The sequence below is a fragment of the Bradyrhizobium manausense genome (genome assembly GCF_018131105.1).
In the GTDB taxonomy this organism is placed as follows: Bacteria; Pseudomonadota; Alphaproteobacteria; order Rhizobiales; family Xanthobacteraceae; genus Bradyrhizobium; species Bradyrhizobium manausense_B.
The window spans coordinates 829,968-855,474 of record NZ_JAFCJI010000002.1 but is presented as its reverse complement, the minus strand read 5'-3'; the positions used below and the strand labels follow the sequence as shown (position 1 = coordinate 855,474).

Sequence of the window (25,507 nt, the reverse complement as noted above, 5' to 3'; positions counted from 1 at the left end):
CCTGTCTTATGAGTCACCACACCCGTCATTGCGAGGAGCGAAGCGACGAAGCAATCCAGGCTGTAACCTTACGGATGGACTGGATTGCTTCGCTTCGCTCGCAATGACGGTTGCTTTGTCGCCGGTCGCTATCTCTGGCGCCGGAAGTAGCGCTTGCAGCGCTGCTCTGCCTCCGCTGCAGCGGCCTCAGGCGTTGCAGCGCCCGTTGCGACCGAGGCGAACATCTGCACCGTGACATAGTCCGCGCGAACCGCACCGGTGGCGGTCGAAATCGGACCCTTGTAGCCGGCGTAATACTTGCTGTTCATGGTGTCTTTGAAGATCGCGACCTTGGGGTCGCCCTTCCACACCGCCGCGTCGGCATAGGCTGCCAGCGGTTGCGACCAGTAGCCGCTATTGGCGTTGAGCCACGGTTCGTACTGGTCCTTTTCCAACATGTATTGCAGGAAGGCCTTGGCGGCGTTGGGGTACTGGCTGTGCTTGAACACCATGGCGTTCAGCGTCAGTCCGGACATCGGCGAGACCGGTGCAAGACCTTTCGGCAATGGCTGATGTTCGGAATCCTCGGCAATTGCCGCCGTCGCCGGATCGTTCTTCAGCGAGAAGTACAGCGAGACGCCGTTCGCCGTCAGCGCGATTTCCTGCGAGGAATAGGCGCGGTTGTTGCTGACGTCGTTCCACGACGGCGTGCCCGCGATGAAGGTCGGATAGAGCTCCTTCACGTAGTTCAGCGCCGCGATGGTCTCCTTGCTGTTGATGGTGACGTTGCCCTCTTCGTCCAGCAATGAAGCGTTGTGCGACCACATCATCCAGTCCGCAAAACCGTTGCCGTCGCCGACGGCATTGCCGAGCGCAAAGCCGGCGGGCTTGCCGGCCTTCTGCAGCTTCTTGCAGAGGTCCATGAATCCAGGAAGGTCGTCCGGCGCCTTGTCGAACCCGACGGATTTGAGAACGGACTTGCGATAGATCAGCGGTCCGCCGGAGGCCCCGAACGGGAGTCCGATCCAGGTATCGCTCTTGGCCTTCTTGCCATAGGCCTTCGCCAGGTTCTGCCAGCCGCCATATTTCTTGCCGAGATAGTCGGCGACGTCGGTGAGCTCGATCAGCTTGTCGATATAGATGTGCGGCGCGTCGGAGAAGCCGATGATGATGTCGGGGCCGGCGCCGGAATTGGCGGTCACCGCCGTCTGCTGGTTGATGTCCTCCCAGCCGACGAAGTCGACCTTGATCTCGACGCCGGTCTCCTTGGTGAACTTTGCCGCATTGGCGCGGAACACGTCCTCGTCGGCCTGGACGAAGCGGACCGGCCGCAGCATGCGGAGCGTCGCGCCCTTCTCAATCGGCAGTTTCGGTGCGGGGACGTCGGCCGCCTTGATCGCGGATTGAGCGTGCGCTGCAACACCAGTGGCCGCAACGGTCGCAGCGGATAGGCCCAGCGCCAAGGCATCACGACGTGTGATGTCGTTCCTCATCAGTTCCTCCCTATGATGGCTCCCTTCCCGGCGTTGATCGCCGGTGAAGGGCCGTTTCCTGCTTTCAACCGCGATTTGCGGCCTGCCGTCTTAGCTGTTCGGTCCGCGGTCCATGCCGACAGGTTGCCAGCGGCGGAGCGCGGTGTCTTGCAGCACCGACGGGTTCACGCAGCTTACCGGCCACATGCCCTGAAGCACCAGTGACAATTCGTAGCCTACCCGGCGCTTGCGCGCTTCGTCGAACCGTGCCGAGGCGGAGGCGACATGGGCGGTCAGGGTCACGTTCTCCATGCTGAGGATCGGGTTGTTGTGCGACGGCGGTTCCTTCTCCAGCACGTCGAGGGCGGCATGCGCGATCCAGCCCTCCTGCAGCGCCTTGATCAGGCTTTCCTCGTCCACCGTCGCGCCGCGCCCGGTGTTGATGAAGATCGAGCCCTTCTTCATCTGCCGAAAATGCTTCTCGGTCAGCATGTGATGCACTTCGGGCCGGGCGGGTGCGTGCATCGAGACGAAGTCGGATTGCGACAGCACCTCGTTCAGCGTGGCCGGGATGACGCCGTGGTCCCACATCAGCGTTTCCTGGATGAAGGGGTCGTAGGCCATCATGCGCAGGCCGAAGGGAGCGGCGCGCTTCGCTACCGCACGCGCGACGCGACCGAACGAGACGAAGCCGAGCGTCTGGCCCATCAGCCGCGGAACCTTCAGGAGCGCCGGCCGGCCCTCGGCCCAGCGACCGGTGCGCACCATCTTGTCCTGCTCGACCAGGCGGCGGAAGCCCGACAGCAGCAACATCATGGCGTGGTCGGCGACCTCCTCGATGAAGGTGTCGGGAATGTTGGTGACGGGAATGCCGCGCGCGGTCGCGGCCTTCACGTCGACGCTGTCGACGCCGACCGAGCCGAGCGTGATGACCTTGCAGCTCTCCAGCGCGTCGATGATGGTCTTGGAGATCGGGATGCCCTTGGCGTAGATCGCATCGGCATTTTTCGCGGCGGCGATGAATTCCGCCTCGTTGGCCGGCGCCTCGACGATCTCGGCATCGATCGGATCGAGCGCCTCGCGCTCGTACGAATAATCGCTGCCAGCGACCGTGAAGCTCGCGCCCTTCGGCGTCACCACCCTGTATTTCGGCATTTCCTGCTCCCGATTTGGTTTGTCGGTTCTTGTTGTGACCCGCACCTTTTGAACGGGCCTTTGCGTCTTTTACGCGAAATCGTCGCGGGCGCGTACAATTCCCGGTTGCTGACTCCAAGATAAATTGCCCGATTTGGCGGCATCGTCCGGGCTTCTACGGAGGCGTGTAAGTAACTTGCTAAGGGGTCCGACACTAAGAGTTGATTCAATCTCGATCGTTTCACTCGCGTGCCCGTACCCCTTTTCTCCGGAGTCCATCCCGTGAAGCTGACCAACCTGAAGATTACCCCCAAACTCGGCATTCTGGTGGGGGTGACGCTACTCGGCCTGTGTGTCGCGGGTCTCCTCGCGGGCTACCTGATGCAGGGCGAGATGGTCAATGCCCGCTTCGAGCAGAGCAAGGCGATGGCCGAAATGGCGCGCAACATGGCCATCGGGCTGCAAAAGCAGGTCGACGCCGGCCACATGACCAAGGATGCCGCGATTGCCGAGTTCGGCCACCGCGCCGTGACCCTGACCTACGACAAGGGCGCCGGCTACGTCTTCGCCTACACGATGGACGGCATCACTGTCTCCGCGCCGGATCCGAAGCAGATCGGCACCAATCGTCTCGATATCGAAACCAATGGCCGCAAGCTGGCGCGCGAGCTGCGCGACGGCGTTGCCGCCCACGGCGATGTCACGCTGCGGTATGAATACATGAAGCCGGGCCAGGAGACGCCGATCCGCAAGCTGTCCTACGCGGTTGCGATCCCCGGCTGGAACATGTTTGTCGGCACCGGCGTCTATCTCGACGATCTCGACGCCAAGATGCGCCCGATCGCCTGGTTGCTCGGCCTCGCAATCCTCGGCATCGGCATCGTCGCCGGCTCGATCGCCTGGATGATCGGCCGCAGCATCAGCCGTCCGCTCGCACTGCTCGGAACCCGCATGAAGGATCTTGCCGACGGCAAGCTCGAGGGTGACATCCCCGGCGTCGGCCGTGATGACGAGATCGGTGCGATGGCGGCGACCGTCCAGATCTTCAAGGACAACGCGATCCGCATCCGCGACCTTGAAAAGACCGATGCAGTGGCGAAGGAGCGTGCCGCGGCGGAACGCCGCAACACGATGGAAGATATCGCCAACGACTTCGAACGCAGCGTCAACGGCATCGTCCGCTCGGTCTCCTCGGCCGCAGCCGGCATGCAGTCGACGGCGCAGTCGATGACGGCGACCGCCAGCGACGCCTCGTCGCGCGCGGCAACGGTCGGTGCGGCCTCGCAAAAGGCTTCCGGCAATGTCGGCACGGTCGCCGCTGCCGCCGAGGAGCTGTCGAGCTCGGTTGCGGAAATCTCCCGCCAGGTGACGCGTTCGACCGAAGTGGCGAGCCGCGCCGTCAGCGACGCCGAGCGTACCAACGCCACGGTGCAGGAGCTCTCGACCGGTGCCGAGAAGATCGGCGAGGTGGTCAAGCTCATTCATTCGATCGCGGCGCAGACCAACCTGCTCGCGCTCAACGCCACCATCGAGGCGGCGCGCGCCGGTGAATCCGGTCGCGGCTTCGCCGTCGTCGCTTCAGAAGTCAAGGCGCTGGCCAACCAGACCGCCAAGGCCACCGAAGAAATCTCCGCCCAGGTTGCGGCGATGCAGACCTCGACCAGCGATGCGGTCGCGGCAATCGGCGGCATCACCCAGACCATCGCCGAGATGAGCGAGATCACCGCCGGCATTTCGTCCTCGATCGAGCAGCAGGGCGAGGCCACCCGCGAGATCGCCCGCAACATTCAGTCGGTCGCCGCCGGCTCCAGCGAGATCAACGCCCATATCGGCAGCGTTACCTCGGCCGCCGAAGCGACCGGCACGGCGGCCGGCGACGTGCTGACCAACGCCCGCGAGCTGGACAACCAGTCCGGCGCGCTGCGCAGCGCGGTGGACGGCTTCCTCGCCAAGGTCCGCGCGGCGTAAGTCTTCGCGTTGAGTTGCGTAGGGTGGGCAGTGATGCGCAAGCATCGTGCCCACCTTTTTCGTTTTGAAGCCGCCGGGGCTACTTCACGGCAGAGCCCTGGCGGGAGGCGATGACGACGCCGACGAGCACCAGCGCGTAGCCGATCAGGTGAAACGGCTGAAGCTTTTCGCCGAGCAGCAGGATCGCCATCGCCGAGCCGAACACTGGCACCAGATGGAAGAATGGAGCGGCGCGGTTCGGACCGATCAGCGCGACGCCGCGGTTGAAGAAGAGATAGGCGAGCGTCGAGGGGAAGATCAGGATGTAGCCGAGCGTCATCAGCGTCACGGCGTCGAATTGGATGACGCTGCCGCTCCAGGCCTCCCAGATCGCCGTCGGCAGCAGCATCATGGCGCCGCAGCAGGTGGTGAAGGACAGAAACGACAGCTGATGAACTTTCGGCCGCCGCGGGATGAAGGCGGAGTAGATTCCGAACGCCACCAGCGAGGAGGCGAACATGATGTCGCCCCTGTTGAACGAGATGCTCGCCAGCGCCGCGAGATCGCCGCGCAGGATGATGATCAATACGCCGATCAGCGAGATCGCGATGCCCGCAAGCTGCCCGCCGGTCAGCCGCACACCGAACAGCACCAGCGACCACAGTGCCACGAACAGGGGACCTGCCGACTGGATCAGCAGCGCGTTCAGCGCCTCTGTGTATTGCAGGGCCCAGTACGAAATCGCGTTGTTGAAGGCGAAGCCGACCAGCGACAGGAACAGCATCAGCGGCAGGCTTTTGCGCAAGGCCGGCCAGTCGCGCTTCAGATGCGGCCACGAGAACGGCAGCAGGATCAGGAATACGCCGAACCAGCGGATCGTGGTCACCGTCAGCGGCGGCACATGCGCGCCGACATGGCGCGCGAGCACGATGTTGCCGGCCCAGAACAGCGAGCTCAGGCTGAGCAGCAGATAAGGCTGGTTGTTGAGCCAGCTGGCCGGATTGGAGGCAGGTGGCGCGGGCGAAGCGATCGTCATTGGCGTCGATTGCGAGCTTGCGCCGGTTCGCCGGCATGACACAAGTCACGCCGCCGCAATGCTACAATGCAGCCAGGACCCGAGGAGGTGCCATTGGCGGTCAATATGTTGAACATTCAGGGCCTCGAAGGGCTCCAGCAGCATGCGCCGGTGGTGATGCTGAACCTGATGCGCTTTCACGCGCGTTCGCGTGACGGAAATGGTTCGGGCTGGGATGCCTATCTGCGCTACAGCGCAATCACAGTGCCCATGATCAAGGCGCGCGGCGGCACGCTGCTGTGGACCGGCGAAGCCAGGGCGGTCGCGCTCGGACCGCAAGCAGGCAATGAATGGGACTTTGTCGCGCTGGTGTTCTACCCGTCGGTCGCGGCCTTCCTCGATATGATGACATCGGAAGCCTACGAGCGTGATGCAGATCCGCATCGTGTCAACGGCTGTGCCGACCACGTCATCATCGCGACCGAGCAAGCCTACGGCAAGCTTGTCGGCGGCTGACATTGCCCCTCGGGGCCAGGGGCGCACTTCAGAAGCAGCTTCCCGACTTTTTTTGGCTCGGCTTCGACGGGTTGCACGCCAAATGTGAACTAGTCGATTGCGTGGGGGTGCCAAAGATGGTGCCTTTGGCGGGTGACGCACCTGTCGGGGCATTGCTGGCCCGGCACGAGGCGTCGCCGTGATGCTTTCTCCTGGCCGATTTTGCTTCGTTTCGGGGATCAGATGCTTTGTGAGCGCTGCAGCGGAGACAATCCGGCGACGAATCGCTTCTGTCACGGCTGCGGCTCGGCTCTGCCGATGGCGTGTCCCTCCTGTAATCACCTCAGCCCGCCCGGCTCAGGCTTTTGCGGGGGCTGCGGCACGGCGTTGATTGTCATGAGCAGGCCCATCACGGCCCCGGCGGGGCATTTCGCCAAGCCGGTTCGGGGCGAGCTGAAGCAGGTCACAGTTCTGTTTGCCGATCTGGTCAGCTCGACCGAGATCGTTGCCGGCCTCACCGCCGAAGATGCCATGCAGCGCCTCAAGCCCGCGCTCGACGCGATGTGCGACGCCGTGAGCCGATTCGAGGGAACGGTGGTGCGAACGCTCGGCGACGGAATTCTCGCCTTTTTCGGCGCGCCGCGCGCGCAGGAGGGGCACGCCCTGCTGGCCTGCGAGGCCGCGCTGGCGATCCGGGACGCGTTTCGCGGGCGCGACGATGCCATGTCGGTCCGCATCGGCTTGCATTCCGGCGAGATCGTCGCCGATGCTCCGCTCGTCGACACCGTCGCCGAGCACGGCGCCTACGGTCTTGCCATTCATCTGGCAAGTCGCCTGCCGGCCAAGGCAGAGCCGGGCGAGATCTGCCTGACCGACGAGACCTACCGGCTGGTACGTTCGTTCTGCGACGTCGGCCCGCTCGGCCGTCACCGCCTGCGCGGCGTGCCCGAGCCGATCGAGCTTTACCTCCTGAAGAAGCTGAAGCCGGCGGTCGCCAGCCAGCAATTCCGCGGCGTCGCCCTGGCGACGTTCCGCGGGCGCGAGCGGGAGATGGCTCTGCTGCAGCGGGCCCTGGCGGCGGTGGAGACGGGCGGCACGCGCGTCACCGGCATCGTCGGTCCGTCCGGTACCGGCAAGAGCCGCCTGTGCTACGAGTTCGCGGAATGGTGCCGTGCGCGCCTCATTCCGGTGTTCGAAGCCCGTGCGCAGCCCTATGGCGCGGCAACACCGCTGCAGCCGGTGCTGGAATTCCTGCGCTCGACCTATTTCAACGTCTCGCCGGACGATGATCCCGATCTGGCGGTGAAGCAGATCGCCACGCGTCTCGCCGAACTCGGTCCGAGCTTCGAGGCGGACCTGCGGCTGGTCTGCGATTTTCTCGGCATCAGGCACGGCCAGGGCCCGCCCCCCTTGCTCGGTCCGCGCGCCCGCAACGTCCGTCTGCTCGAGATCGTCAGGCACATGATCCGCCAGCGCGGTGCCTCGGCGTCGGTGATCATCATCGAGGATCTGCACTGGCTTGATCCGGCGAGCGAGGAGTTCGTTGCGACGCTCGTCGACGCGGTGACCGCCACCAAGACGGTCCTGATCGTGAATTTTCGGCCGGCCTATTTCGCGCCCTGGATGCGCGGGCCGCTGTACCAGCAGGTCGAGCTCGCCGAGCTCTCGCCGACGGACACGCACGATCTCGTTGACGAACTGCTCGGGCTCGGGGAAGGGCTTTCCGACGTGCGGCGCCGTGTCGTCGAGCGCAGCGGCGGCAACCCGTTCTTTGCGGAGGAGCTGATCCGCTCTCTGGTCGAGCATCTGGCCATCGTCGGCGAGCAGGGCGGCTATCGGCGCGGCATTTCCGGCACCTCCGACATGCTGCCGCCGACCGTGCAGGCCGTGATCGGCGCGCGGATCGATCGGCTGGCGCCAGGCGATCGCGATCTGCTGCACACGGCGGCGATCATCGGCAAGGAGTTTCAGTTCGCCGTCCTGCTGAGCGTGTCGAACCTGCCCGCCGCCGAGCTCGAGGCGACGCTGCTCCGGCTCTGTTCCAGCGAGATGCTCCAGGTGCGTGGCGGCCTGGACGGCCACGGCTACAGCTTCCGCCATCCCTTGATCCAGGAGGTCGCCTATTCGACCCAGCTCCGTGCGCGGCGCTCGCTCCTGCACGCGCGCGTGGCGCGGGCGATCGAGCAATTCTATCCGGAGCGGCTCGAGGAGTTCGCGGCACTGCTGTCGCACCATTTCGAGCAGGCCGGCGAGGTCGATGCCGCCGCCGAACATGCCGCGCGCGCCGCGCGCTGGATCGGCTCGACCAATCCGGCGGAAGCGATCCGGCATTGGCACAAGGTGCGTGCACTGAAGGCGGGACAGCAGCGCAGTCCGGCGGGCGATGCACTCAGGATCAGGGCCAGCAGCCAGATCGCCTGGCTCGGCTGGCGCGAGGGCATGACGTCGGAGGACGCGCGGCCCTTCATCCAGGAAGCATTGCAATGGGCGCAGGACAGCGACGATTCCATGATCCCGCTGTTGCTGTTCGTCGAAGGACGGATCGCGGGTGCGAGCGGCGGGCAGGCTGATGCCTATGTCGATACGGTCAAGGAGGCGCTGGCGCTGACGGAATCGCGTCAGCTCACCGGCCGCGCTGCGACGCTCAATGCCTCGCTCAGCCAGGCCTATGGCTGGGCGGGCCTGCTGCGCCAGGCGCTCGCGGCCAGCGATGCGGCGCTTGCCGGTGTTCCAGCGATCACCGAGTTCGAGCACCAGTTTCTCGGCTACAATGTCGAGCACTGGATCCTCAGCCTGCGCGGCCGGATCCTGGTTCGACTCGGGCGTTTCGACGAGGCACGGCTGTGCTTCGATCGCATCCTCGCCATCGATCCGGCGCTGATCGATCCGACCGTGCAGTTCATCGCCAATCTCGGGCACGTCGATCTGGCCTGGTGTCTCGGTGATCCCGCGATGGCCTCGACCCATGCGTGGCGTGTGGTGGAGCTTGCGACGCGCCAGGCCAGCCCTTATCTGCGCGCCTATTCGCTGGCCTGCATCGGCACGGCGCAGGGCATTGCCCGCAATTATCAGGCGGCGATCCCGTCGCTGACCGAGGGCGTCGAGTTCGTGCGCGCGGCGAGTGTCGCCATGGAGATCGAGCCGGAGATGCTTGCGAGCATCGCCGACTATCAGCTCCGTTCTGGCGCCCATGCCGCAGCCATCGACAAGGCACGGGAGGCGATCGCGGTTGCCCAGGAACGTCACGCCCGCTTGCCGGAGTGCCGGGCGACGATCACGCTCGCCGCTGCGCATGCGGCGGCAAGCAACGATCTGCATGGATACGAGGAGGTGGCTCGCCTCGTCGACCGAGCTGAAGCGCTGATCCAACTGACGGGAGCGGGGATCTACCGGCGCCTTCTGGAGGAAGCGCGTCGGCGGCTGTCGGTCGGTGCCTGAAGGCTAGAGCTTTCGCACGATGAGCGTGAACTCCATCAATCCATAGCCGTCATGCACTTCGGCCGCGGCATTGAACCGGCTGGCGCAGTAGCGTGCCCAGGACGCGGTGTCGGTGGTGTAAAGGCCGCGGCGGCCGGTTGCACCTGCGGGCAGCTTCATGAAATTGACGGCGAAGCCGCGCCTGGTGCTGCGATGGAGCTCGTCGAGGGTCGCCGCGACGAAGCGCTCCCAGTCGTGGCGCGGCTGATCCTGCGCAACATTGAATATGCCGCTGGCGATCGCATAGTCGGCCGTCCGGGGGCTGGCATGGCCAAGGGTGAAGGCCGTGTTGCGGCGGTCCCGCCACAGCCGCCGCGCCCGCCGGACCATCGCACCCGAGACGTCGATGCCGAGATAGTCGACAGCGCAGTCGCCATGCCGGCGATCGAGATAGGCGATCAGCGCGCCATAGCCGCAGCCGCAATCGTTCAGCGAGAAGGGCGATGCGAAGTCGCACAATTTCAGGAGCTGGACGAAACGCATCTCCTGCGTGGCCTGGCAGGTCCAGTCCACGCCTTCAGGCGTCGTGCCGAAGCGCGCGATCGTTGCCGAATAATAGGCTGCGATACCGGCGTAGATTTCACTCAGCCCTCCGTCGCCCGGAGGAGCAAGCTCCCTAGCGGCGGCGACGGCGGCGCGCATCGAGCCGCCTATTTCTTCGATTTCTTCTTGGCGCCCTTGCCTGCGGGTGGCACCTTCGGCGCCATCGGCAGCGAGATCGTGAGGTAGGTTCGATCGATATAGAAGATCGGCTTGTCCTCGCAGACGATGACGCGCAGTCCGTCGGGGCCGCGTGAGTCATGGGCCTTCATGAAGCAAGGCAGCGGCGATTTACGCGCAAAATTCTTGATCAGGGCGTTCACGATGCGCTGGTCGCCGGTCTCTCCGTCCTGATCCGACGGCACCCTGGCGAGCCAGGTCAGCAGGCTGAACCACCGGTTCTTCGCGCGATTGTTGTGCAGGCCGCCCAGCCCGAGCAGCTTGGCGCTTTCGACGAAGGTTCGCCCTTGCTGGAAGATATCGAATTCGTCCTGCAGGGCCTTGATCTCGGACGAGCCCCCGGCCTCGAACTCTTGCTCTGTCTGTTCGGGACCAAATCTCAAATTGAACAGATCAAACAGCGGGCCGATATAGATATCGTCCTCGGCCATCAACGCGCCCATACGACTCTCCTGATAATCAGAGTGAGAAAGTAGGTCGGAAGCCAGCAATCGATCTATTGAACCTTGGTCCCGCATAAATTGCAAGGAAGCCAGATGGCCATCTGCGAGAGGCCGTGCTGCGCACCAATTCTACGGCTCAGCCCGCGGTCTGCTTCCGTGACGCCACGAATACGCCCGACAACACCAGCGCGAAGCCGATGAAGTGGAAGGCCTGCGGGTTCTCGCCCAGGAAGACCATCGCCATGATCGAGCCGAACACCGGTACGACGTGGAAGAACGGTGCGGCACGGTTGGCGCCGATCAGCCGGACGCCACGGTTGAAGCAGAGATAGGCGAGCGTCGATGGAAACACCGAGACATAAAACAGTGTCAGAAGGTTCGGTCCATCGAGCTTCATGACGGGACGCGCCGAGATCTCCCAGATCTCGAGCGGAATGAGACAGGCCGCACCCGCGCCGAAGGTGAAGGCGAGGAACGACAGGCCGTGGATCGGCGGCCGCTTCAAAGTCAGCACCGAATAGAGCGCGAAGATGATCAGCGCGACGATGAAGATCAAATCGCCCTTGTTGAAGGCGATGTTCGACAGCGTGGTGATATCGCCATGCAGCAGGATGATCAGCACGCCGCACATCGATAGAGCCACGCCGAAGGCCTGCGCCGCGGTGAGGCGGATGCCGAGAATGACGAGCGACCATAGCGCGACGACGAGCGGTGCGGCCGACTGCAACAGCAGGGTGTTGAGCGCCTGGGTATGCTCCAGCGCCCAATATTGCAGGGTGTTGAAGGCGCCGATGCCGGTGACCGACAGCACGATCATCAGGCCGAGCTTTGCGCGGATCGCAGGCCAGTCCTGGACGAGATGCTTCCAGGCGAACGGCAGCACCAGCAGGAAGGCGAAGGTCCAGCGCAGGAAGGACAGCGTCACCGGCGGAATGTGGCCGGCGGCAAGGCGCCCCACGACCGCGTTGCCGGCCCAGCACAGCGCGGTGATGCTGAGCAGGAGATAGGGCTGGTTGGCAATCCAGTGCTGGCCGGATGTTTCGGCGCTCGTGGTCTGGCCGGTGGCGGACATTGTGATTGTTATGGCCCCGCGATGGAGTGCGCCGAGAAGAACGCCAAGGCCTCCGGCCCAGCCTTGTGCGGGCCGGTCAAGACCCGGCACCGTTCAAAGACACGGAAATCGAGGCTGTATCAACGGGGGCGGGCGCATCGCGACCATGCGGCGGCCGGCGCTGTGCCTAGCGCTTTGGTCGGGGTCTGCGCGTGGCCTGGAAAGATTTCCGGATTTTCAGGGGATATCAAGGGCTTGGATCAGGCATTGGGTCCTCAAAAAGCCCCGTTCTTGCTTGCCTAGAGAGGCTGCTTCCTTTATCCGGTTGGCTGCCCCGCATAGGAACGGCTCCAAGCCGGGAATTGGGCTGGGGCGCATCTAATTTCCTCGAAGGATTACCCGCGAATGGCCAATGTTGTCGTCGTCGGCGCCCAATGGGGCGACGAAGGAAAGGGCAAGATCGTCGACTGGTTGTCGGAGCAGGCGGACATCGTCGCGCGCTTCCAGGGCGGCCATAACGCGGGCCATACGCTGGTCATCAACGGCGCGACCTACAAGCTCGCGCTGCTGCCTTCCGGCGTGCTGCGCCCGTCCAAACTGTCGGTGATCGGCAACGGCGTCGTGTTCGATCCGCAGGCCTTCATCGACGAGGTCACCAAGCTGCGTAGCCAGGGCGTGGCGGTCAGTCCGGACAATCTGCGCGTCGCGGAGAACGTCACCCTGATCCTGCCACTGCACCGCGAGCTCGATGCGCTGCGCGAATCATCCAACTCGGCGACGGCGATCGGAACGACGCGCCGCGGTATCGGACCTGCCTATGAGGACAAGGTCGGTCGTCGCGCGATCCGGCTGATGGACCTCGCCGATCTCGACACGCTCCCGCACAAGATCGACCGGCTCCTTGCGCATCACAACGCGCTGCGTCGCGGTCTCAATTTGCCGGAGTTCGACGGCAACGCGATCCTGAAGGAGCTGAGCGCGCTGGCGCCGCAGCTGCTGCCTTACGCCGAGACCGTGTGGCGTTTGCTCGACATCGAGCGGCGTGCCGGCAAGCGCATCCTGTTCGAAGGCGCGCAGGGCGCGCTGCTCGACGTCGACCACGGCACCTACCCTTACGTCACGTCGTCCAACACGGTGGCGGCGCAGGCCGCGACCGGAACGGGCCTCGGTCCGAACGGGGTCGGCTACGTGCTCGGCATCTGCAAGGCCTACACGACCCGCGTCGGCCAGGGACCGTTCCCGACCGAGCTCACCAACGAGATCGGCGAGGAGATCGGCCGTCGTGGCCGCGAGTTCGGGGTCAACACCGGGCGCAAGCGCCGCTGCGGCTGGTTCGACGCCGTCCTGGTCCGCCAGACCGTGCGGACCTGCGGCATCAACGGGCTGGCGCTGACCAAGCTCGACATTCTCGATGGCTTCGATTCGATCGAGGTCTGCGTCGGCTACAAGCTCGACGGCAAGGAGATCGACCATCTGCCGGCCGGCGAGGGCGCCCAGGCCCGGGTCGAGCCGATCTGGGAGACCATCGAAGGCTGGAAGGAGCCGACCGCCAACGCGCGGTCGTGGGCCGACCTGCCGGCCCAGGCCATCAAATATGTCCGCCGGATCGAGGAACTGGTGGGGTGCCCGGTTGCGCTGCTTTCCACCAGCCCCGAACGCGAGGATACTATCCTGGTGCAAAACCCGTTTGAGGCTTAACGATCTCTTACCAGGACGCGGGTATAGTTGAGTAGAAATGGCTGATTACTATCCGCTGATCGCCCGCGCTATTGCCGCCCTGGACCCCAACGCTCCCGGCGAAAGCCGGCGCGCGCTCTATGAACGGGCGCGCACCGCCCTGATCGCGCAACTGCGCAGCGTGCAACCGCCGCTCTCGGAGTCCGAGATCACCCGCGAGCGGCTGTCGCTGGAAGAGGCCGTCCGCAAGGTCGAATCGGAGGCCGCCCAGCGCGCCCGCGAGGCCTCGCGCCCCGGCGGCGGCGCGCGTAGTGGCGGCGGCAGCGGCGAAGCGTTCCGCAGGGCCAGCGCCCGTGCCACCGAAAATAACCCGTCCGCATCGCCTCAGCCGGCCGCGCCGCCGCGCGCCCGTCCCGCTGCCCCGCCGCCGCGCAACGACCGCCCGCCGGTCGGCGGCGACGACCAGGGCGATGCCCCGCGTCCGCCGCGCGCCCCGCGTTTCGATGCGCCGCGCCAGCCGGAGCCGCCGGCCGCGCGCGATCGCTCTCCGCAGCGCCGCCCGCAGGAAGGCGGACCGCCGCCGCCATTGCCGCCGGCACCGGGCGTGCGCGGCTTCCGCGACATCACCGCCGACGTCAATGATCTCGGCGGCGCCGCCGCGCAGGCCAATCGCGCCGCGCGCCGCACCTACGCCAATGTGCCGTCGCCCTCGCCGGAATTCGACCGGCTCGAGCCGAGCCTGGAAAACCGCGTCGCCGAACCCGACGCGCCCTATTCCTATGACGAGTCGATCGAGGAGGCCGAGCGCTACACGCCGCAGCCGCCGTCGCCGCGTCCGCGCATCGCAGCCGATCGCGGTGCCAAGAAGCCCAGGCGCACCGGTTCGGCGTTCCCGTTCAAGAGCGCGATTGCCATCGGCATCGTGCTGATCCTGGTCGGCGCCGGCATCCTCTGGGGCAAGCAGCTGGTCCAGATCGCGACCAACATGCTCAAGCCCTCGCCCACCCAGGTGGTGGAGGCGCCGAAGGATACGTCGCAGCCGCAGAGCAAGCCCAAGATTCCGGATCGCGTCGGGCAACCCTCGGCGAGCGACCAGCCCGTCGCGCCGGTGGCGCAGAAGGTCGTGCTCTATGACGAGGATCCGTCCGACCCGAAGGGCAAGCAATATGTCGGCTCGGTGGTGTGGCGGCTCGAGCCGATCAAGGCGTCGGGCAACCAGAAGGCCGACGTCGCGGTGCGCGCCGAGATCGAGATTCCCGATCGCAAGTTCAAGATGACGATGTCGTTCCGCCGCAACACCGACTCGTCGCTGCCGGCGAGCCATACGGCCGAGCTGACCTTCATCCTGCCGCCGGACTTTCCGGGCGGAAGCGTCTCCAACGTGCCGGGCATCCTGATGAAGTCGAACGAGCAGGCGCGCGGCACGCCGCTCGCGGGGCTCGCCGTCAAGGTCACCGACGGCTTCTTCCTGGTCGGTCTCTCCAATGTCGACGCCGATCGCAGCCGCAACATCCAGCTCCTGAAGGAGCGCTCCTGGTTCGACGTGCCGCTGGTCTACGCCAACCAGCGCCGCGCCATCATCGCCATCGAGAAGGGCGCTCCCGGCGAGCGCGCCTTCAACGACGCCTTCGCGCAGTGGGGCGAGTAGGGCTCTTCCTTTTCACCGAGAGAGATCGTTATGCCCGGGCTTGTCCCGGGCATCCACGTTGTTTGTGCCTTGGAGCGGGTGGTGGATGGTCAGCGCTATTGCGCGGCCGCTTCCCGTTTGCGCGAGGCTGCGGCGGCAGCCGCTTCGCGGTCCATCACGGCGCGGCAGCCCGGGCTGACCTGCGCCTTCTTCCGCACCATGCAGGCCCTGATGCGCGGGATATCGGGGATTTCATCGGAGCACAGCCGCATCGCATCGCCCGAGCACATCTGCTGCGCTTCGGATGAGAAGGCGAGGCCGGGCGATGTCTGGAGGGTGAAAGCGGTGGCGGAGATTGCGACGAGCGAAGCGATGGTCTGGTAGCGTGTCATGAAGAATGCGTCCCCGAGTTCCGTGGTTTGAACCACTTGGTTTTGGGGCGCCGCACGCGGCTTGATCTGCCGCATGTCACAGCCTTCACGCCGGGAACTCAATCCCGCATGTGGTCGCTCGATTTCCTGATGTTCGAATCGAAAAGTGCTGCGCCGCCCGATTCGAGTATGCGCGAAAGTCGCGAAGCTTCAATGGGAGACGCGAAGGAATTCGCAGATGTTGCGCGACCGTCACGCAACAAGTCGGCGCAAGCTCACATGCCGTGACTCTCGAACACCTTGCTGCAGGATCGCGACAGCTTGGCGCGGTGGGCTTGCAGGCAGCCCTGCACCGCACCGTCATTGCCGAGCTCCTTGCGGCACAGCCGCGAGGCGTCGCGCGAGCACGCGTTCTGTTCCTGCGCCGTGCCCATATGGCCCTGCGCAAAGACGGGTGCGTTCGACAGGCCGCCGAGGGCCGTCAGGGTGATCGTCGCCAGCAAGAACAGTTTACGAGACATCGGCGGCTCCAAATCTGACAGGTCAATTTCAGTCCTGTTTGAACTCATCGCCTTGCCACTTGTTCCCCTCCGGGAGATCGTAACCGCTGTTCAAGGTTCCCGCCGCGCTGCTATAAAGCTCTCGGCGTACGAGGAGTTCTTGATGAAACGCTATCTGGTGTTTGCGCTCGTTGGTCCGTTCGTGGGCGGGTTTCTGCTTCTGCTGACGACGACCTACCAGTCGGGCTACTGGACGCAGACCGGTCTCGAGGAAGTCGGCAAGTTGTTCGTCGTATTCTTCAAGACGCTGCAATACAGCTATCTGTTCGGCTTCCTGCCCTCGCTGATGATCGGCGCGGTCGACGACATCCTGATCCATGTCAGGCGGATCCGGCCGGCGCTGCGGATGCTGCTGGTCGGCGCGTTTGCCTTCATCCTCGCCGCGTTCACCTACAGCTCGCGGGGGGCGGATTCCGGCACGATTCAGTTCATCCTGTATGGCATGGTTGGCTTCGTGCCGGCGGTGCTGTCATCGTGGCTCGTGCATCACTATGCCGAGGAGCCACAGCCGGTCGCGGCGGCGAGCTGAGCGCGCGACCTCAAGCCGCGGCGCAGCAACCTCTGCTTCGTCCCTGCGTTGCCCAATGGCCATGACCATGCCCGATGACGACATTCTCACGCCGCGCAAGTCCCGCTCCGGGGCGCATTCGCATGCCGATTTCTCCGGCCGCGCGGCGCGCGGGCCGATCATCGACCAGGATGGCCAGGAGATCCGTCCTGAAACCCTGGAGCAGGGGTTTCAGGAATTTCGCTTCGAATTCGGGCAAGGCAATCCGTTCGGCAATCTGACGCGGGAGCAGCGCATTGCGCGGCTCGAGGCGATCGCAAAATTGCTCGACGTCGCCTTCATCCTGCCCGGCACCAACATCCGCTACGGCATCGATGGCCTGATCGGCCTCATCCCTGTGATCGGCGACATCATCACCACCGCGATCTCGCTCTGGCTTGTGCGGGAGGCCCGCGCACTCGGCGCGCCCTGGTACATCACCGCGCGCATGCTCGGCAATGTCGCGGTCGACGGCGTGGTCGGCATCGTGCCGTTCGTCGGCGACGCCTTCGACGTCATGTTCCGCGCCAACATGCGTAACGTGCGCCTGTTGCGCCGCTGGCTCGACAAGCAGCCGCGGATCTGAATCTCGCCCTGGGAAACGCGCAAACGCAAAAAGCGCGACAGCCTTTCGGCTATCGCGCTTTCCGTGCCCATCGGAGGCTTCAGTAAAATTTACGCCGCGTCGGCGTCGGTCTCGGCGACCGGTTCCGGCTTGCGGTGGCGCGGCAGCGGGAAGGCCTCGCTCTCATAGAGAGAGCGGATGCCGTTCTGGTCGAAACGGGCTTCCTCGACCTGGAGATACGCGCCATTCAGCGAATCCGTCGGCAACTGCTCCATCGCGAACTGCACGGCTTCGGCCGCGGTGCCGAACCGGCGGTAGGTGAAGCCCGCGCGCTTCTTCTTGCGGATGGCGGCGGGGAAGAGTTCGGCGGAGGTGTTGAAGTTGAACGGACGCAGTGGACGCATGGTCAAAGACCTCGTGATCTTGTCTGGGGCTTTAAGCGCGTGGGGTTTGGCAAGGCGGGGGCCACGATCGGTGGGCCCGACGCTCTTCGCATTTTCGTCCTCCAATATAGGCCGTTTTGACAGAAATGCGACCCCTGCGATGGGAGATGATGAATCCACGCATAGCAGCCCCGCTGAGGACATAAACCAATAAATTTCAATGACTTGGATGGTTTACAGTTTGCCAAGCAGCAGCAGGACGAGCAGCACCACGAGAACGACGCCGCCGATCCCCATGCCGGAATGGCCCATGCCGTAGCCATAGCCGCCGATCCGACCGGACCAGCCGCCCAAGAGATAGATGATCACCAGGATGATCAGGATGGTCCCGAGTGTCATGGCATCCTCCCTGACGGCCGCCGGATTGCGCTCAACGGCTGCCGCCACAGAAGAAAAGCACATCGCGCCGCTGGGTTCCATCGGGGAACCCGGCGGCGCGCAATCTTATTTCGGCTCGAGCTTGAGGGATGCCGAGTTGATGCAATAGCGCAGCCCGGTCGGCCCTGGTCCGTCGGGGAAGACATGGCCGAGATGGCCGCTGCATTTGGAGCAGAGCACCTCGGTGCGGATCATGCCGTGCGTCGTGTCCCGTTCCTCGTCGATATGGCTGTCGACCGCAGGCGCGGTGAAGCTCGGCCAGCCGCAGCCGGAATCGAACTTGGCGTCGGACTCGAACAGCACATTGCCGCAGCCGGCGCAGACATAGGTGCCGGCACGATGGTCATGCTCATATTCGCCGGAGAAGGGACGCTCGGTCGCCTTCTCGCGCAGCACCGCGTACTGCATCGGCGTCAATTCGCTCCGCCACTGCTCTTCGCTCTTGATGACCTTGTCGTCGGTGGGTTTCGTCTTGGCGTCGGGCATGGGTCTCCCGTTTCTTTGGTGATCTCTGGATCAGTTGGTGGCCTTGCTGGCACTCACCAGCGTCGGCTTCTCAATGTAGTTATCCGCGAACAGCTTTTTCAGGTTCTCGACCTTGGGGATGTCGTTATAGGCGATGTAGGGCTGGTTCGGGTGCAGCGTCAGATAATCCTGGTGGTAGCCCTCCGCCGGATAGAACGCCTCCAGCGCGCCGACCTTGGTCACGATCGGCTTGCCGAACACCTTGGCGCCGTCGAGCTGGGCGATATAGGCCTCCGCGACCTTCTTCTGCTCGTCGGTGGTGGTGAAGATCGCCGAGCGATATTGCGTGCCGGTGTCCGGTCCCTGGCGGTTGAGCTGGGTCGGGTCGTGCGCGACCGAGAAGTAGATCTGGAGGATCTTGCCGTAGGAGATCTTCTTCGGGTCGAACTTGATCTCGACCGACTCGGCATGGCCGGTGCGGCCGGTCGAGACGGTCTGGTAGTCGGCGGTCGCCTTGTTGCCGCCGGCATAGCCGGAGACGGCGTTGACGACGCCGGCCGTGTGCTGGAACACACCCTGTACGCCCCAGAAGCAGCCGCCGGCGACCACCGCGGTCTGGATGCCGCTCGCGGGGGCTGCGTCCATTGCGGGAGCGGGGATCACGACGGCGTCTTCCGCGGCCCGGGTCGGTGCGGCAAAGCCCAGCGACAAGGCGGCGGTGGCGGCGAGCAGGGACAGGACGGAGCGGCGCATGGGCGGATCCTCTTTCGGAAGGCCTGACAGTTTAGGGCGGTTGAGGGCGGGCGAACAGCCTGCCCGGCGTTTTCAGACACTTCAGATACGGACGGGCGGGGCGATTGTTACGGCCGGCGCGACACGAGTCCGTGAAAAAGGCAGGGCCTGGGGAATGGGGTTGGCGCGGCCCGCGAAATCCGGCTTGAATGAACCCCTTGTTCCGACCATCGACTTACCAAATGTGGCGCTGGAGCTTCCCCTTCAACATGTGGCGTGGCCTCGTCCTGACCGGTTTCATCGTGTCGTCCTTTGCGACGATGGCGGCTGCCGATCCCCAACTCGGCGACGACCTCGCAACCTGCCTCGATCGGCAGGCGAATGGCCCGGCGCGGCTGAAGGCTTGCGAAAGCCTGCTCGATGCCAATCGCGTCACCGGCAAGGACAAGGCCGTCGCGCTGATCTCGCGAGGCTTCTCGCGGTTGAGCAAGGCTGATTTCGATCATGCCTTCCAGGACTTTTCCGCGGCACGCGATGCCGATCCCGACAACGTCATCGCCATCGACGGCCAGGCCCAGGTCTATTGGCGCAAGGGTCAGGACGATCTTGCGATGGCCGCCTATGATCTCGCGCTCCAGAAGCGCCCCAATTACGGTGGCGCCTACAACGACCGCGGCTTGCTGTATATACGCAAAGGCGCGTGGCAAAGCGCGCTGGATGACTACAACGCGGCGGTCAGGTACACGCCGAAATTCCTGCTCGGATGGACCAATCGCGCCCGCGTGCGCACGATGATGAAGGACTATGACGGCGCGCTCTCGGACTTCGCCGACGCGGCCAGGATCGACCCGAATGCGCCGCAGATCGCCAGCTATCGTTGCGTGACCTTTACGGCGATGGGGCGCTTCGACGAAGCGCTCGCCGATTGCAACGGCGTTCTGGAAAAGCAGCCGAAGAACCAGTTTGTCCTCCTCAATCGCGGCGACGCCTACCTTGCCAAGGGCGATCTGGATGCCGCTCTGAACGACTACAACGTCATCCTCCAGCTCTTCCCGAACAATGTCCGCGCCCATGCCGGCCGCGGCCAGGTGTTCGAGCGCAAGCAGGATCTGGCCCAGGCGCGCGCCGATTACCGCGCGGCCGCCTTTGCGCTTACGCCGTTCGACGAAATCGAGACCACGCTGGCGCGCGCCAGCGCAAAGTCCCGCCTTGCCGTGCTCGAGCCGAAATCGCCGGCCGTCAGCACCACGCTTCGCCGCGTGGCGCTGGTGATCGGCAACGGCGCCTACCGCAACGTTCACGCGCTCAGCAATCCGCCACGCGATTCCAAGCTGATCGCAGCTGCGCTCCGCGATGTCGGCTTCCAGACGGTGACGGTGTCGAACGATTTGAGCCGCGACCAGTTCTTCGCGACGTTGCACGCCTTTGCCGCGGAAGCGGAGAAGGCGGATTGGGCCGTCGTCTACTATGCAGGCCACGGTTTCGAGATCGGCGGCGTGAACTACCTCGTGCCTGTTGACGCCAGGCTTGCGGTCGACAAGGACGCCGAGCGGGAAGCCGTCGCGCTCGAGCAGGTCGTCGCCGCGGTCGGAGGCGCGCACAAGCTGCGCCTGGTGATCCTCGACGCCTGTCGCGACAATCCTTTCAAGCCGACCATGCAGCAAACGCTGTCGCTCAAGCTGGTCGACAAGGGTTTTTCGAACATCGAGCCCGGCATCGGCTTCATGGTGGTGTACGCCGCCAAGCACGGCGAGACCGCGATGGACGGCGACGGCTCCGACAGCCCGTTTGCGCTCGCGCTCGCCCACGAGGTGCAGCAACCCCATATCGAGATCAGAAAGCTGTTCGACATCGTCCGGGACGATGTCTGGTCCGCGACCAGGCATACCCAACAGCCGTTCACCTACGGTTCGCCGCCGGGAAGCGAAGACTTCTACTTCGTGGCGGGGAAGTGACGGAATTGCAGGGCTGTGTTAGCTGCGGGCTTTCAACGGGCTGTCCATCCGATCCCGGTCCGGGCATATAGCCGGTGAAGCCGGGCGGTCGACGGTCGAGCCGGCGCAATGGTGGGATCTGACAACATGCTGCGCGTCGTTTGCCTGACCCTGGTCATACTCCTCTCGGGCGTCGCGATCGCAGCGGCGGCCGAGCCGCAAGCCGGCGACGACCTCGCCACCTGCCGTGACCGCCAGGCCGAGACCCAGGCGCGGATCACGGCCTGCGAGAACCTGCTCAACACGGGCCGCGTCACCGGCAAGGACAAGTCGCTCGCGCTCGTCATTCACGGCAACGCGCTGATCAGCAAGCGCGATTATGACGGCGCGATCGAGGCGCTGAATTCTGCCGTCGAGGCCGATCCGGACAATGTCGGCGCCATCAACGTGCGCGGCGTCGCCCGCGAGCACAAGGGCGAGGACGATCTCGCGATGGCCGATTACAACCTCGCTATCCAGAAGCGCGCCACTTTCGGCTTTGCCTACAATAACCGCGGGACCATTCAACTGCGACGTGGCGCGCTGCAGAGCGCACTCGACGATTTCAACCTGTCGATCAAGTACACGCCGAAGTTTCTGCTCGGATGGACCAATCGTGCCCGCGTACGCACGCTGATGAAGGATTATGACGGCGCGATCTCCGATTTTGCGGAGGCCGAGAAGATCGATCCGACCGCGCAGCAGATCGCCGGCAACCGCTGCATCACCTACGGCCTGATGGGAAAATACGATCTGGCCTTCGCCGACTGCAACGGCTTGATCGAAAGGCAGCCGAAAAACGTTTTCGCGATCAACAATCGCGCCGACGTCAACATGATGAAAGGCGACGTCGACGCCGCGTTGAAGGACTACAACATTTCGTTGCAGTTCAACCCGAACAATGTCCGCGCCCATTCCGGCCGCGGCCAGATCTACGAGCGCAAGCACGATCTCGCCCAGGCGCGCGCCGACTACCGCTCCGCGGCCTATTCGCTGACGAAATTCGACGAACTCGACGTCGCGCGCGCCCGTGCCATCGCGCAGGAGCGGCTCGCCGCGTTGACGCCGCAGACACCTGGGGGCGCGCCCAGTGGGCGCCGCGTCGCGCTGGTGATCGGCAACGGCGCCTACAAGAACGTCCACGCACTGCCCAATCCGCCGCGCGACGCGAAACTGATCGCGGGTGTGCTGCACGATATCGGCTTCCAGACCGTCATCTCCGCCAACGACCTGACCCGCGACAAGTTCTTCGATGCGCTGAAGACGTTCGCCGACGAGGCGGAGAAGGCCGACTGGGCGCTGGTCTATTACGCCGGCCACGGTTTCGAGATCGGCGGCGTGAACTACCTCGTTCCCGTTGACGCGAGGCTCGCCGCCGACAGGGATGCCGAGACCCAGGCCGTCGCACTGGAGCAGGTGATCGCGGCGGTGGGAGCTGCGAGAAAAGTGCGCCTGGTGATCCTGGATGCCTGCCGCGACAATCCGTTCGCGCCGACCATGCAGCACACGCTGTCGCTGAAGCTGGTCGACAAGGGCTTTTCCAACATCGAGCCCGGCGCCGGCTTCATGGTGGTCTACGCCGCCAAGCACGGCGAGACCGCGATCGACGGCGACAACGGCGCCGACAGCCCGTTCTCCACTGCGCTCGCCCGCGAGATCAAGGTGCCAAAGGTCGAGATCCGAAAGCTGTTCGACATCGTCCGCGACGACGTCTGGTCCGCCACCAAGCACGTGCAGCAGCCGTTCACCTACGGCTCGCCGCCGGGCCGCGAGGATTTTTATTTCGTGGCGGGGAAGTGAGGGGCCAGCGTGGGCTGTAACAGCGCCGTCTCATAATCAGTGTCGTCCCGGCGAAGGCCGGGACCCATAACCACAGGGAGAAGTTTGGCGAAGATCGCAGTGATAAAATCTTCCACGGTATGGATACTATCTGCAAAAGTTAGATCACGCGGTATGGGTCCCGGCCTTCGCCGGGACGACGCTAAACCACGATACTCAACCTTTTCGCCGCCCGCGTAATCCCCGTATACAGCCACCGCGCCCGGCTGTCCTGAAACGCAAAGCTCTCGTCGAACAGCACGACGTCGTCCCATTGCGAACCCTGCGATTTGTGCACGGTCAGCACATAGCCGTAATCGAACTCGTCATAGGGCTTGCGCTGCTCCCAGGCGATCTGCTCGACGCCGCCCTCGAAGCAATCGGCGCGTACGGAGACTTTCGTCACCTTGTGCCCAAGATCCTCGTCCGGCGAGAGCCTCATGGAGAGGATGCGCGATTTCGAGCGCGAGGCGTTGCGCGACTTCACGCGCCACAGGCCGCCGTTGAACAGGCCCTTCTTGCGGTTGTTGCGCAGGCACACCAGCTTGTCGCCGGCGACCGGGAAGACGTCCTCGATGTTCTGGCGCTGGCGCACCCGCATGTTGTAGGCGCGTCGGGTGTTGTTGCGGCCGACCAGCACCTGGTCGGCGGCCATGACGCGATCGGGATCGAGTTCTTTCCGCGACACCACCTCGCTCTCGCCGTAGCGGCCGATGTCGAGCTCGCGGCCCTCGCGGACATCCATCGACATCCGCACGATCGGATCGTCCTGGGCCTGGCGGTGCACTTCGGTGAGCATCGCATCGGGCTCGGTGTTGGTGAAGAAACCGCCGCCCTGGATCGGCGGCAGCTGCGCGGGGTCACCCAGCACCAGCAGCGGACAGTCGAACGACATCAGGTCGCGCCCCAGTTCGGCATCGACCATCGAGCATTCGTCGATCACGATAAGCTTGGCCTTGGAGGCAGGCGCGTCGTCCCACAGCTCAAAGCTCGGCTGCTCCTCGCCGGATTCGCGGGCGCGGTAGATCAGCGAGTGGATGGTGGAGGCCTCGTCGCAACCCTTGTTGCGCATGACCAGCGCCGCCTTGCCGGTGAAGGCGGCAAATTTGACCTCGCCGTCGACGCCTTCGGCGATATGCCGCGCCAGCGTGGTCTTGCCGGTGCCGGCAAAGCCGAACAGGCGGAAAATCGGCGGCGTGCCGTTGCGGCCGGGCTTGGCCTTAAGCCATTCGCCGACGGCTTTCAGCGCGGCATCCTGATGCGGTGAGAAATTGGTCATATCTGTCTTGAGAAAGGGCGAAATCGACCGATTCGCCATCCCCCAAAACTAACCATTCGCCCCGCCGGTTCAAGCGCGGTCGTCCCGCAAACTACCTGTGGGGTACTCACAAGCGACCATCGCAAGAGGTCGTTATGCGCAGGCTTGTCCCGGGCATCCACGTCCTTCTGCCGCGTGGCTAGACGTGGATGGCCCGGACGAGCCCGGCCATGACGCCGTGGGAGCGTTGACTACTGCCAGCCGGGAACGCCGCGCATGTCGGGCAGATGGTGGGCGATGCCCTTGTGGCAGTCGATGCAGGTCTTCTCGCCGGTGAACAGGAAGCGCTGATGCGCGACCGAGGCCCGCGGCGACTGTTTGGTGATGTCCATGGAATCGGCGCTGTGGCAGTTGCGGCATTCCAGGGAGTCATTGGCCTTGAAGCGCGCCCATTCATGCGCGGCGAGCTCGAGCCGGTGATCCAGAAACTTCTCCCTTGTGTCGATCGTGCCAAAGATCTTGCCCCATACTTCCTTCGAGGCCTGCATCTTGCGCGCGATCTTGTCGGTCCAGTTGTGCGGCACGTGGCAGTCCGGGCAGGTCGCGCGCACGCCGGAGCGGTTGGTGAAGTGGATGGTCGATTTCAGCTCTTGGAAGACGTTGTCCTTCATCTCGTGGCAGCTGGTGCAGAACTTTTCGGTGTTGGTCAGTTCCAGCGCGGTGTTGAAGCCGCCCCAGAAGATCACGCCGGCCGCGAAGCCTGCGAGCACGAGTGTGCCGAGCGCGAAGACCGTGCTCGGACGTGACAGCACACCCCACAGTTCAAGTGCGAAATCCCAGGTTCGGGCGATGAAGCCGCGCTTGGCTTTTGGATCGTCGGCGGTCGTCGTCATCGTCGGCCACCGGGGCTTGTGCGCGACAGCAGCGTGTCGATGTCGGTGAAGTCGTTGCTGACGGGCGGCGTAGCGGTGTTCTGCGGCACGTGGCACTCCGTGCAGAAGAAGCGGCGCGGCGAGATCGAGGCCAGGAACTGGCCGTCACGGTCCATGAAATGCGTGATCGAGACCATCGGCGCCTGCGATTCGGACGTGCGCGAGCGGGCATGGCAGGACAGGCATTTGTTGCTGTTGAGGTCGATCTGGTAGCCGTCGATATTGTGCGGGATCACCGGCGGCTGCTCCGGATAATTCCGTGCCTCCCTCTCGGAGCTGTTGCGGTTCGGCAGCATCGGCGGCGCCGGGCCTTCCTCGTTGAGCGGCGCCGGGCCGCGCAGGCCGGAGGTCACGGTCTGTGCGGTCAGCGACGCCGTGCCCGCGGCTATCGCGAGCGCCAGCAGGACAATTCCAGTTCGCTTCAACAT

Annotated in this window: 24 protein-coding genes; 9 read left to right on the top strand and 15 right to left on the bottom strand. The window is 64.6% G+C overall.

Going from position 1 to position 25,507, the window contains the following annotated elements; all coding sequences use genetic code 11:
* Positions 1-128: 128 nt before the first annotated feature.
* Both JQ631_RS24320 and JQ631_RS24315 read right to left on the bottom strand, forming a co-directional pair.
* On the bottom strand, positions 129-1,472 hold the full coding sequence (locus JQ631_RS24320) for an ABC transporter substrate-binding protein (RefSeq protein ID WP_212330133.1): 1,344 nt from the start codon (positions 1,470-1,472) through the stop codon (positions 129-131).
* Between the two features lie 90 nt (positions 1,473-1,562).
* Positions 1,563-2,606 carry a C-terminal binding protein gene (locus JQ631_RS24315; RefSeq protein ID WP_212330131.1) on the bottom strand — a complete coding sequence of 348 codons (1,044 nt, stop codon included), beginning with the start codon at positions 2,604-2,606 and terminating at the stop codon, positions 1,563-1,565.
* Between the two features lie 261 nt (positions 2,607-2,867).
* Here JQ631_RS24315 and JQ631_RS24310 point away from each other — a divergent pair, with 261 nt between their 5' ends.
* A complete protein-coding gene (locus JQ631_RS24310; protein ID WP_212330129.1) occupies positions 2,868-4,553 on the top strand; it encodes a methyl-accepting chemotaxis protein in 1,686 nt (561 codons plus the stop codon).
* Positions 4,554-4,632: 79 nt separating this feature from the next.
* Here JQ631_RS24310 and JQ631_RS24305 read toward each other — a convergent pair whose 3' ends face one another.
* Positions 4,633-5,568 (bottom strand): DMT family transporter, encoded by a 936-nt coding sequence (locus tag JQ631_RS24305; protein WP_212330127.1) that lies wholly within the window; start codon positions 5,566-5,568, stop codon positions 4,633-4,635.
* 105 nt (positions 5,569-5,673) lie between these two features.
* Between JQ631_RS24305 and JQ631_RS24300 the strand changes: the two genes are divergently transcribed.
* Together JQ631_RS24300 and JQ631_RS24295 are read left to right on the top strand one after the other, a co-directional pair.
* Positions 5,674-6,063: a DUF1330 domain-containing protein gene (locus JQ631_RS24300; RefSeq protein WP_212330125.1), complete on the top strand. Its 390-nt coding sequence runs from the start codon at positions 5,674-5,676 to the stop codon at positions 6,061-6,063.
* Positions 6,064-6,285: 222 nt separating this feature from the next.
* Positions 6,286-9,480 (top strand): AAA family ATPase, encoded by a 3,195-nt coding sequence (locus JQ631_RS24295; protein WP_212330123.1) that lies wholly within the window; start codon positions 6,286-6,288, stop codon positions 9,478-9,480.
* Positions 9,481-9,483: 3 nt separating this feature from the next.
* Here JQ631_RS24295 and JQ631_RS24290 read toward each other — a convergent pair whose 3' ends face one another.
* The 3 genes from JQ631_RS24290 to JQ631_RS24280 all read right to left on the bottom strand — a co-directional run bounded on the left by JQ631_RS24290 (position 9,484) and on the right by JQ631_RS24280 (position 11,754).
* Positions 9,484-10,161 carry a class I SAM-dependent methyltransferase gene (locus JQ631_RS24290; protein ID WP_212330122.1) on the bottom strand — a complete coding sequence of 226 codons (678 nt, stop codon included), beginning with the start codon at positions 10,159-10,161 and terminating at the stop codon, positions 9,484-9,486.
* Between the two features lie 8 nt (positions 10,162-10,169).
* Positions 10,170-10,682, bottom strand: coding sequence for a hypothetical protein (locus JQ631_RS24285; protein WP_212330120.1), 513 nt, complete (start codon positions 10,680-10,682; stop codon positions 10,170-10,172).
* 136 nt (positions 10,683-10,818) lie between these two features.
* Positions 10,819-11,754 carry a DMT family transporter gene (locus tag JQ631_RS24280; protein WP_212330118.1) on the bottom strand — a complete coding sequence of 312 codons (936 nt, stop codon included), beginning with the start codon at positions 11,752-11,754 and terminating at the stop codon, positions 10,819-10,821.
* 384 nt (positions 11,755-12,138) lie between these two features.
* On the opposite strand from JQ631_RS24280, the gene JQ631_RS24275 reads away from it, so the two are divergent.
* Positions 12,139-13,431 carry an adenylosuccinate synthase gene (locus JQ631_RS24275; protein ID WP_212330116.1) on the top strand — a complete coding sequence of 431 codons (1,293 nt, stop codon included), beginning with the start codon at positions 12,139-12,141 and terminating at the stop codon, positions 13,429-13,431.
* A 37-nt stretch (positions 13,432-13,468) separates the two neighbouring features.
* A complete protein-coding gene (locus JQ631_RS24270; RefSeq protein WP_212330115.1) occupies positions 13,469-15,058 on the top strand; it encodes a hypothetical protein in 1,590 nt (529 codons plus the stop codon).
* Between the two features lie 95 nt (positions 15,059-15,153).
* Here JQ631_RS24270 and JQ631_RS24265 read toward each other — a convergent pair whose 3' ends face one another.
* Complete coding sequence (locus JQ631_RS24265; protein WP_249160904.1) at positions 15,154-15,429, bottom strand: hypothetical protein; 276 nt, start codon at positions 15,427-15,429, stop codon at positions 15,154-15,156.
* Positions 15,430-15,683: 254 nt separating this feature from the next.
* Complete coding sequence (locus JQ631_RS24260) at positions 15,684-15,929, bottom strand: hypothetical protein (RefSeq protein WP_212330111.1); 246 nt, start codon at positions 15,927-15,929, stop codon at positions 15,684-15,686.
* A gap of 142 nt (positions 15,930-16,071) precedes the next feature.
* Here JQ631_RS24260 and JQ631_RS24255 point away from each other — a divergent pair, with 142 nt between their 5' ends.
* Positions 16,072-16,497: a DUF5413 family protein gene (locus tag JQ631_RS24255; RefSeq protein WP_212330109.1), complete on the top strand. Its 426-nt coding sequence runs from the start codon at positions 16,072-16,074 to the stop codon at positions 16,495-16,497.
* A 61-nt stretch (positions 16,498-16,558) separates the two neighbouring features.
* Positions 16,559-17,101, top strand: a complete 543-nt coding sequence (locus JQ631_RS24250; RefSeq protein WP_212331572.1) for a DUF4112 domain-containing protein — start codon at positions 16,559-16,561, stop codon at positions 17,099-17,101.
* An 89-nt stretch (positions 17,102-17,190) separates the two neighbouring features.
* On the opposite strand, the gene JQ631_RS24245 is transcribed toward JQ631_RS24250, so the two are convergent.
* The 4 genes from JQ631_RS24245 to msrA all read right to left on the bottom strand — a co-directional run bounded on the left by JQ631_RS24245 (position 17,191) and on the right by msrA (position 19,119).
* The gene (locus tag JQ631_RS24245) at positions 17,191-17,484 is read right to left on the bottom strand and encodes a hypothetical protein (protein WP_027532521.1); all 294 of its coding nucleotides are present in this window, start codon (positions 17,482-17,484) and stop codon (positions 17,191-17,193) included.
* Between the two features lie 213 nt (positions 17,485-17,697).
* Positions 17,698-17,862 (bottom strand): DUF3309 family protein, encoded by a 165-nt coding sequence (locus JQ631_RS24240; protein WP_035731827.1) that lies wholly within the window; start codon positions 17,860-17,862, stop codon positions 17,698-17,700.
* Positions 17,863-17,967: 105 nt separating this feature from the next.
* Entirely contained in the window at positions 17,968-18,387 is a 420-nt protein-coding gene (gene msrB, locus JQ631_RS24235) for a peptide-methionine (R)-S-oxide reductase MsrB (protein WP_212330101.1), read from the bottom strand.
* Positions 18,388-18,417: 30 nt separating this feature from the next.
* Positions 18,418-19,119 (bottom strand): peptide-methionine (S)-S-oxide reductase MsrA, encoded by a 702-nt coding sequence (gene msrA / locus JQ631_RS24230; RefSeq protein WP_212330099.1) that lies wholly within the window; start codon positions 19,117-19,119, stop codon positions 18,418-18,420.
* Positions 19,120-19,367: 248 nt separating this feature from the next.
* Between msrA and JQ631_RS24225 the strand changes: the two genes are divergently transcribed.
* Both JQ631_RS24225 and JQ631_RS24220 read left to right on the top strand, forming a co-directional pair.
* A complete protein-coding gene (locus JQ631_RS24225) occupies positions 19,368-21,053 on the top strand; it encodes a caspase family protein (RefSeq protein ID WP_212331570.1) in 1,686 nt (561 codons plus the stop codon).
* A 126-nt stretch (positions 21,054-21,179) separates the two neighbouring features.
* Positions 21,180-22,871: a caspase family protein gene (locus JQ631_RS24220; RefSeq protein WP_212330097.1), complete on the top strand. Its 1,692-nt coding sequence runs from the start codon at positions 21,180-21,182 to the stop codon at positions 22,869-22,871.
* Between the two features lie 181 nt (positions 22,872-23,052).
* On the opposite strand, the gene JQ631_RS24215 is transcribed toward JQ631_RS24220, so the two are convergent.
* The 3 genes from JQ631_RS24215 to JQ631_RS24205 all read right to left on the bottom strand — a co-directional run bounded on the left by JQ631_RS24215 (position 23,053) and on the right by JQ631_RS24205 (position 25,507).
* Positions 23,053-24,168 carry an ATP-dependent DNA helicase gene (locus tag JQ631_RS24215; protein ID WP_212330095.1) on the bottom strand — a complete coding sequence of 372 codons (1,116 nt, stop codon included), beginning with the start codon at positions 24,166-24,168 and terminating at the stop codon, positions 23,053-23,055.
* A gap of 230 nt (positions 24,169-24,398) precedes the next feature.
* Positions 24,399-25,040 carry a NapC/NirT family cytochrome c gene (locus JQ631_RS24210; protein ID WP_212330093.1) on the bottom strand — a complete coding sequence of 214 codons (642 nt, stop codon included), beginning with the start codon at positions 25,038-25,040 and terminating at the stop codon, positions 24,399-24,401.
* Entirely contained in the window at positions 25,037-25,507 is a 471-nt protein-coding gene (locus JQ631_RS24205) for a nitrate reductase cytochrome c-type subunit (protein WP_212330091.1), read from the bottom strand. The genes JQ631_RS24210 and JQ631_RS24205 overlap by 4 nt, the downstream gene beginning before the upstream one ends.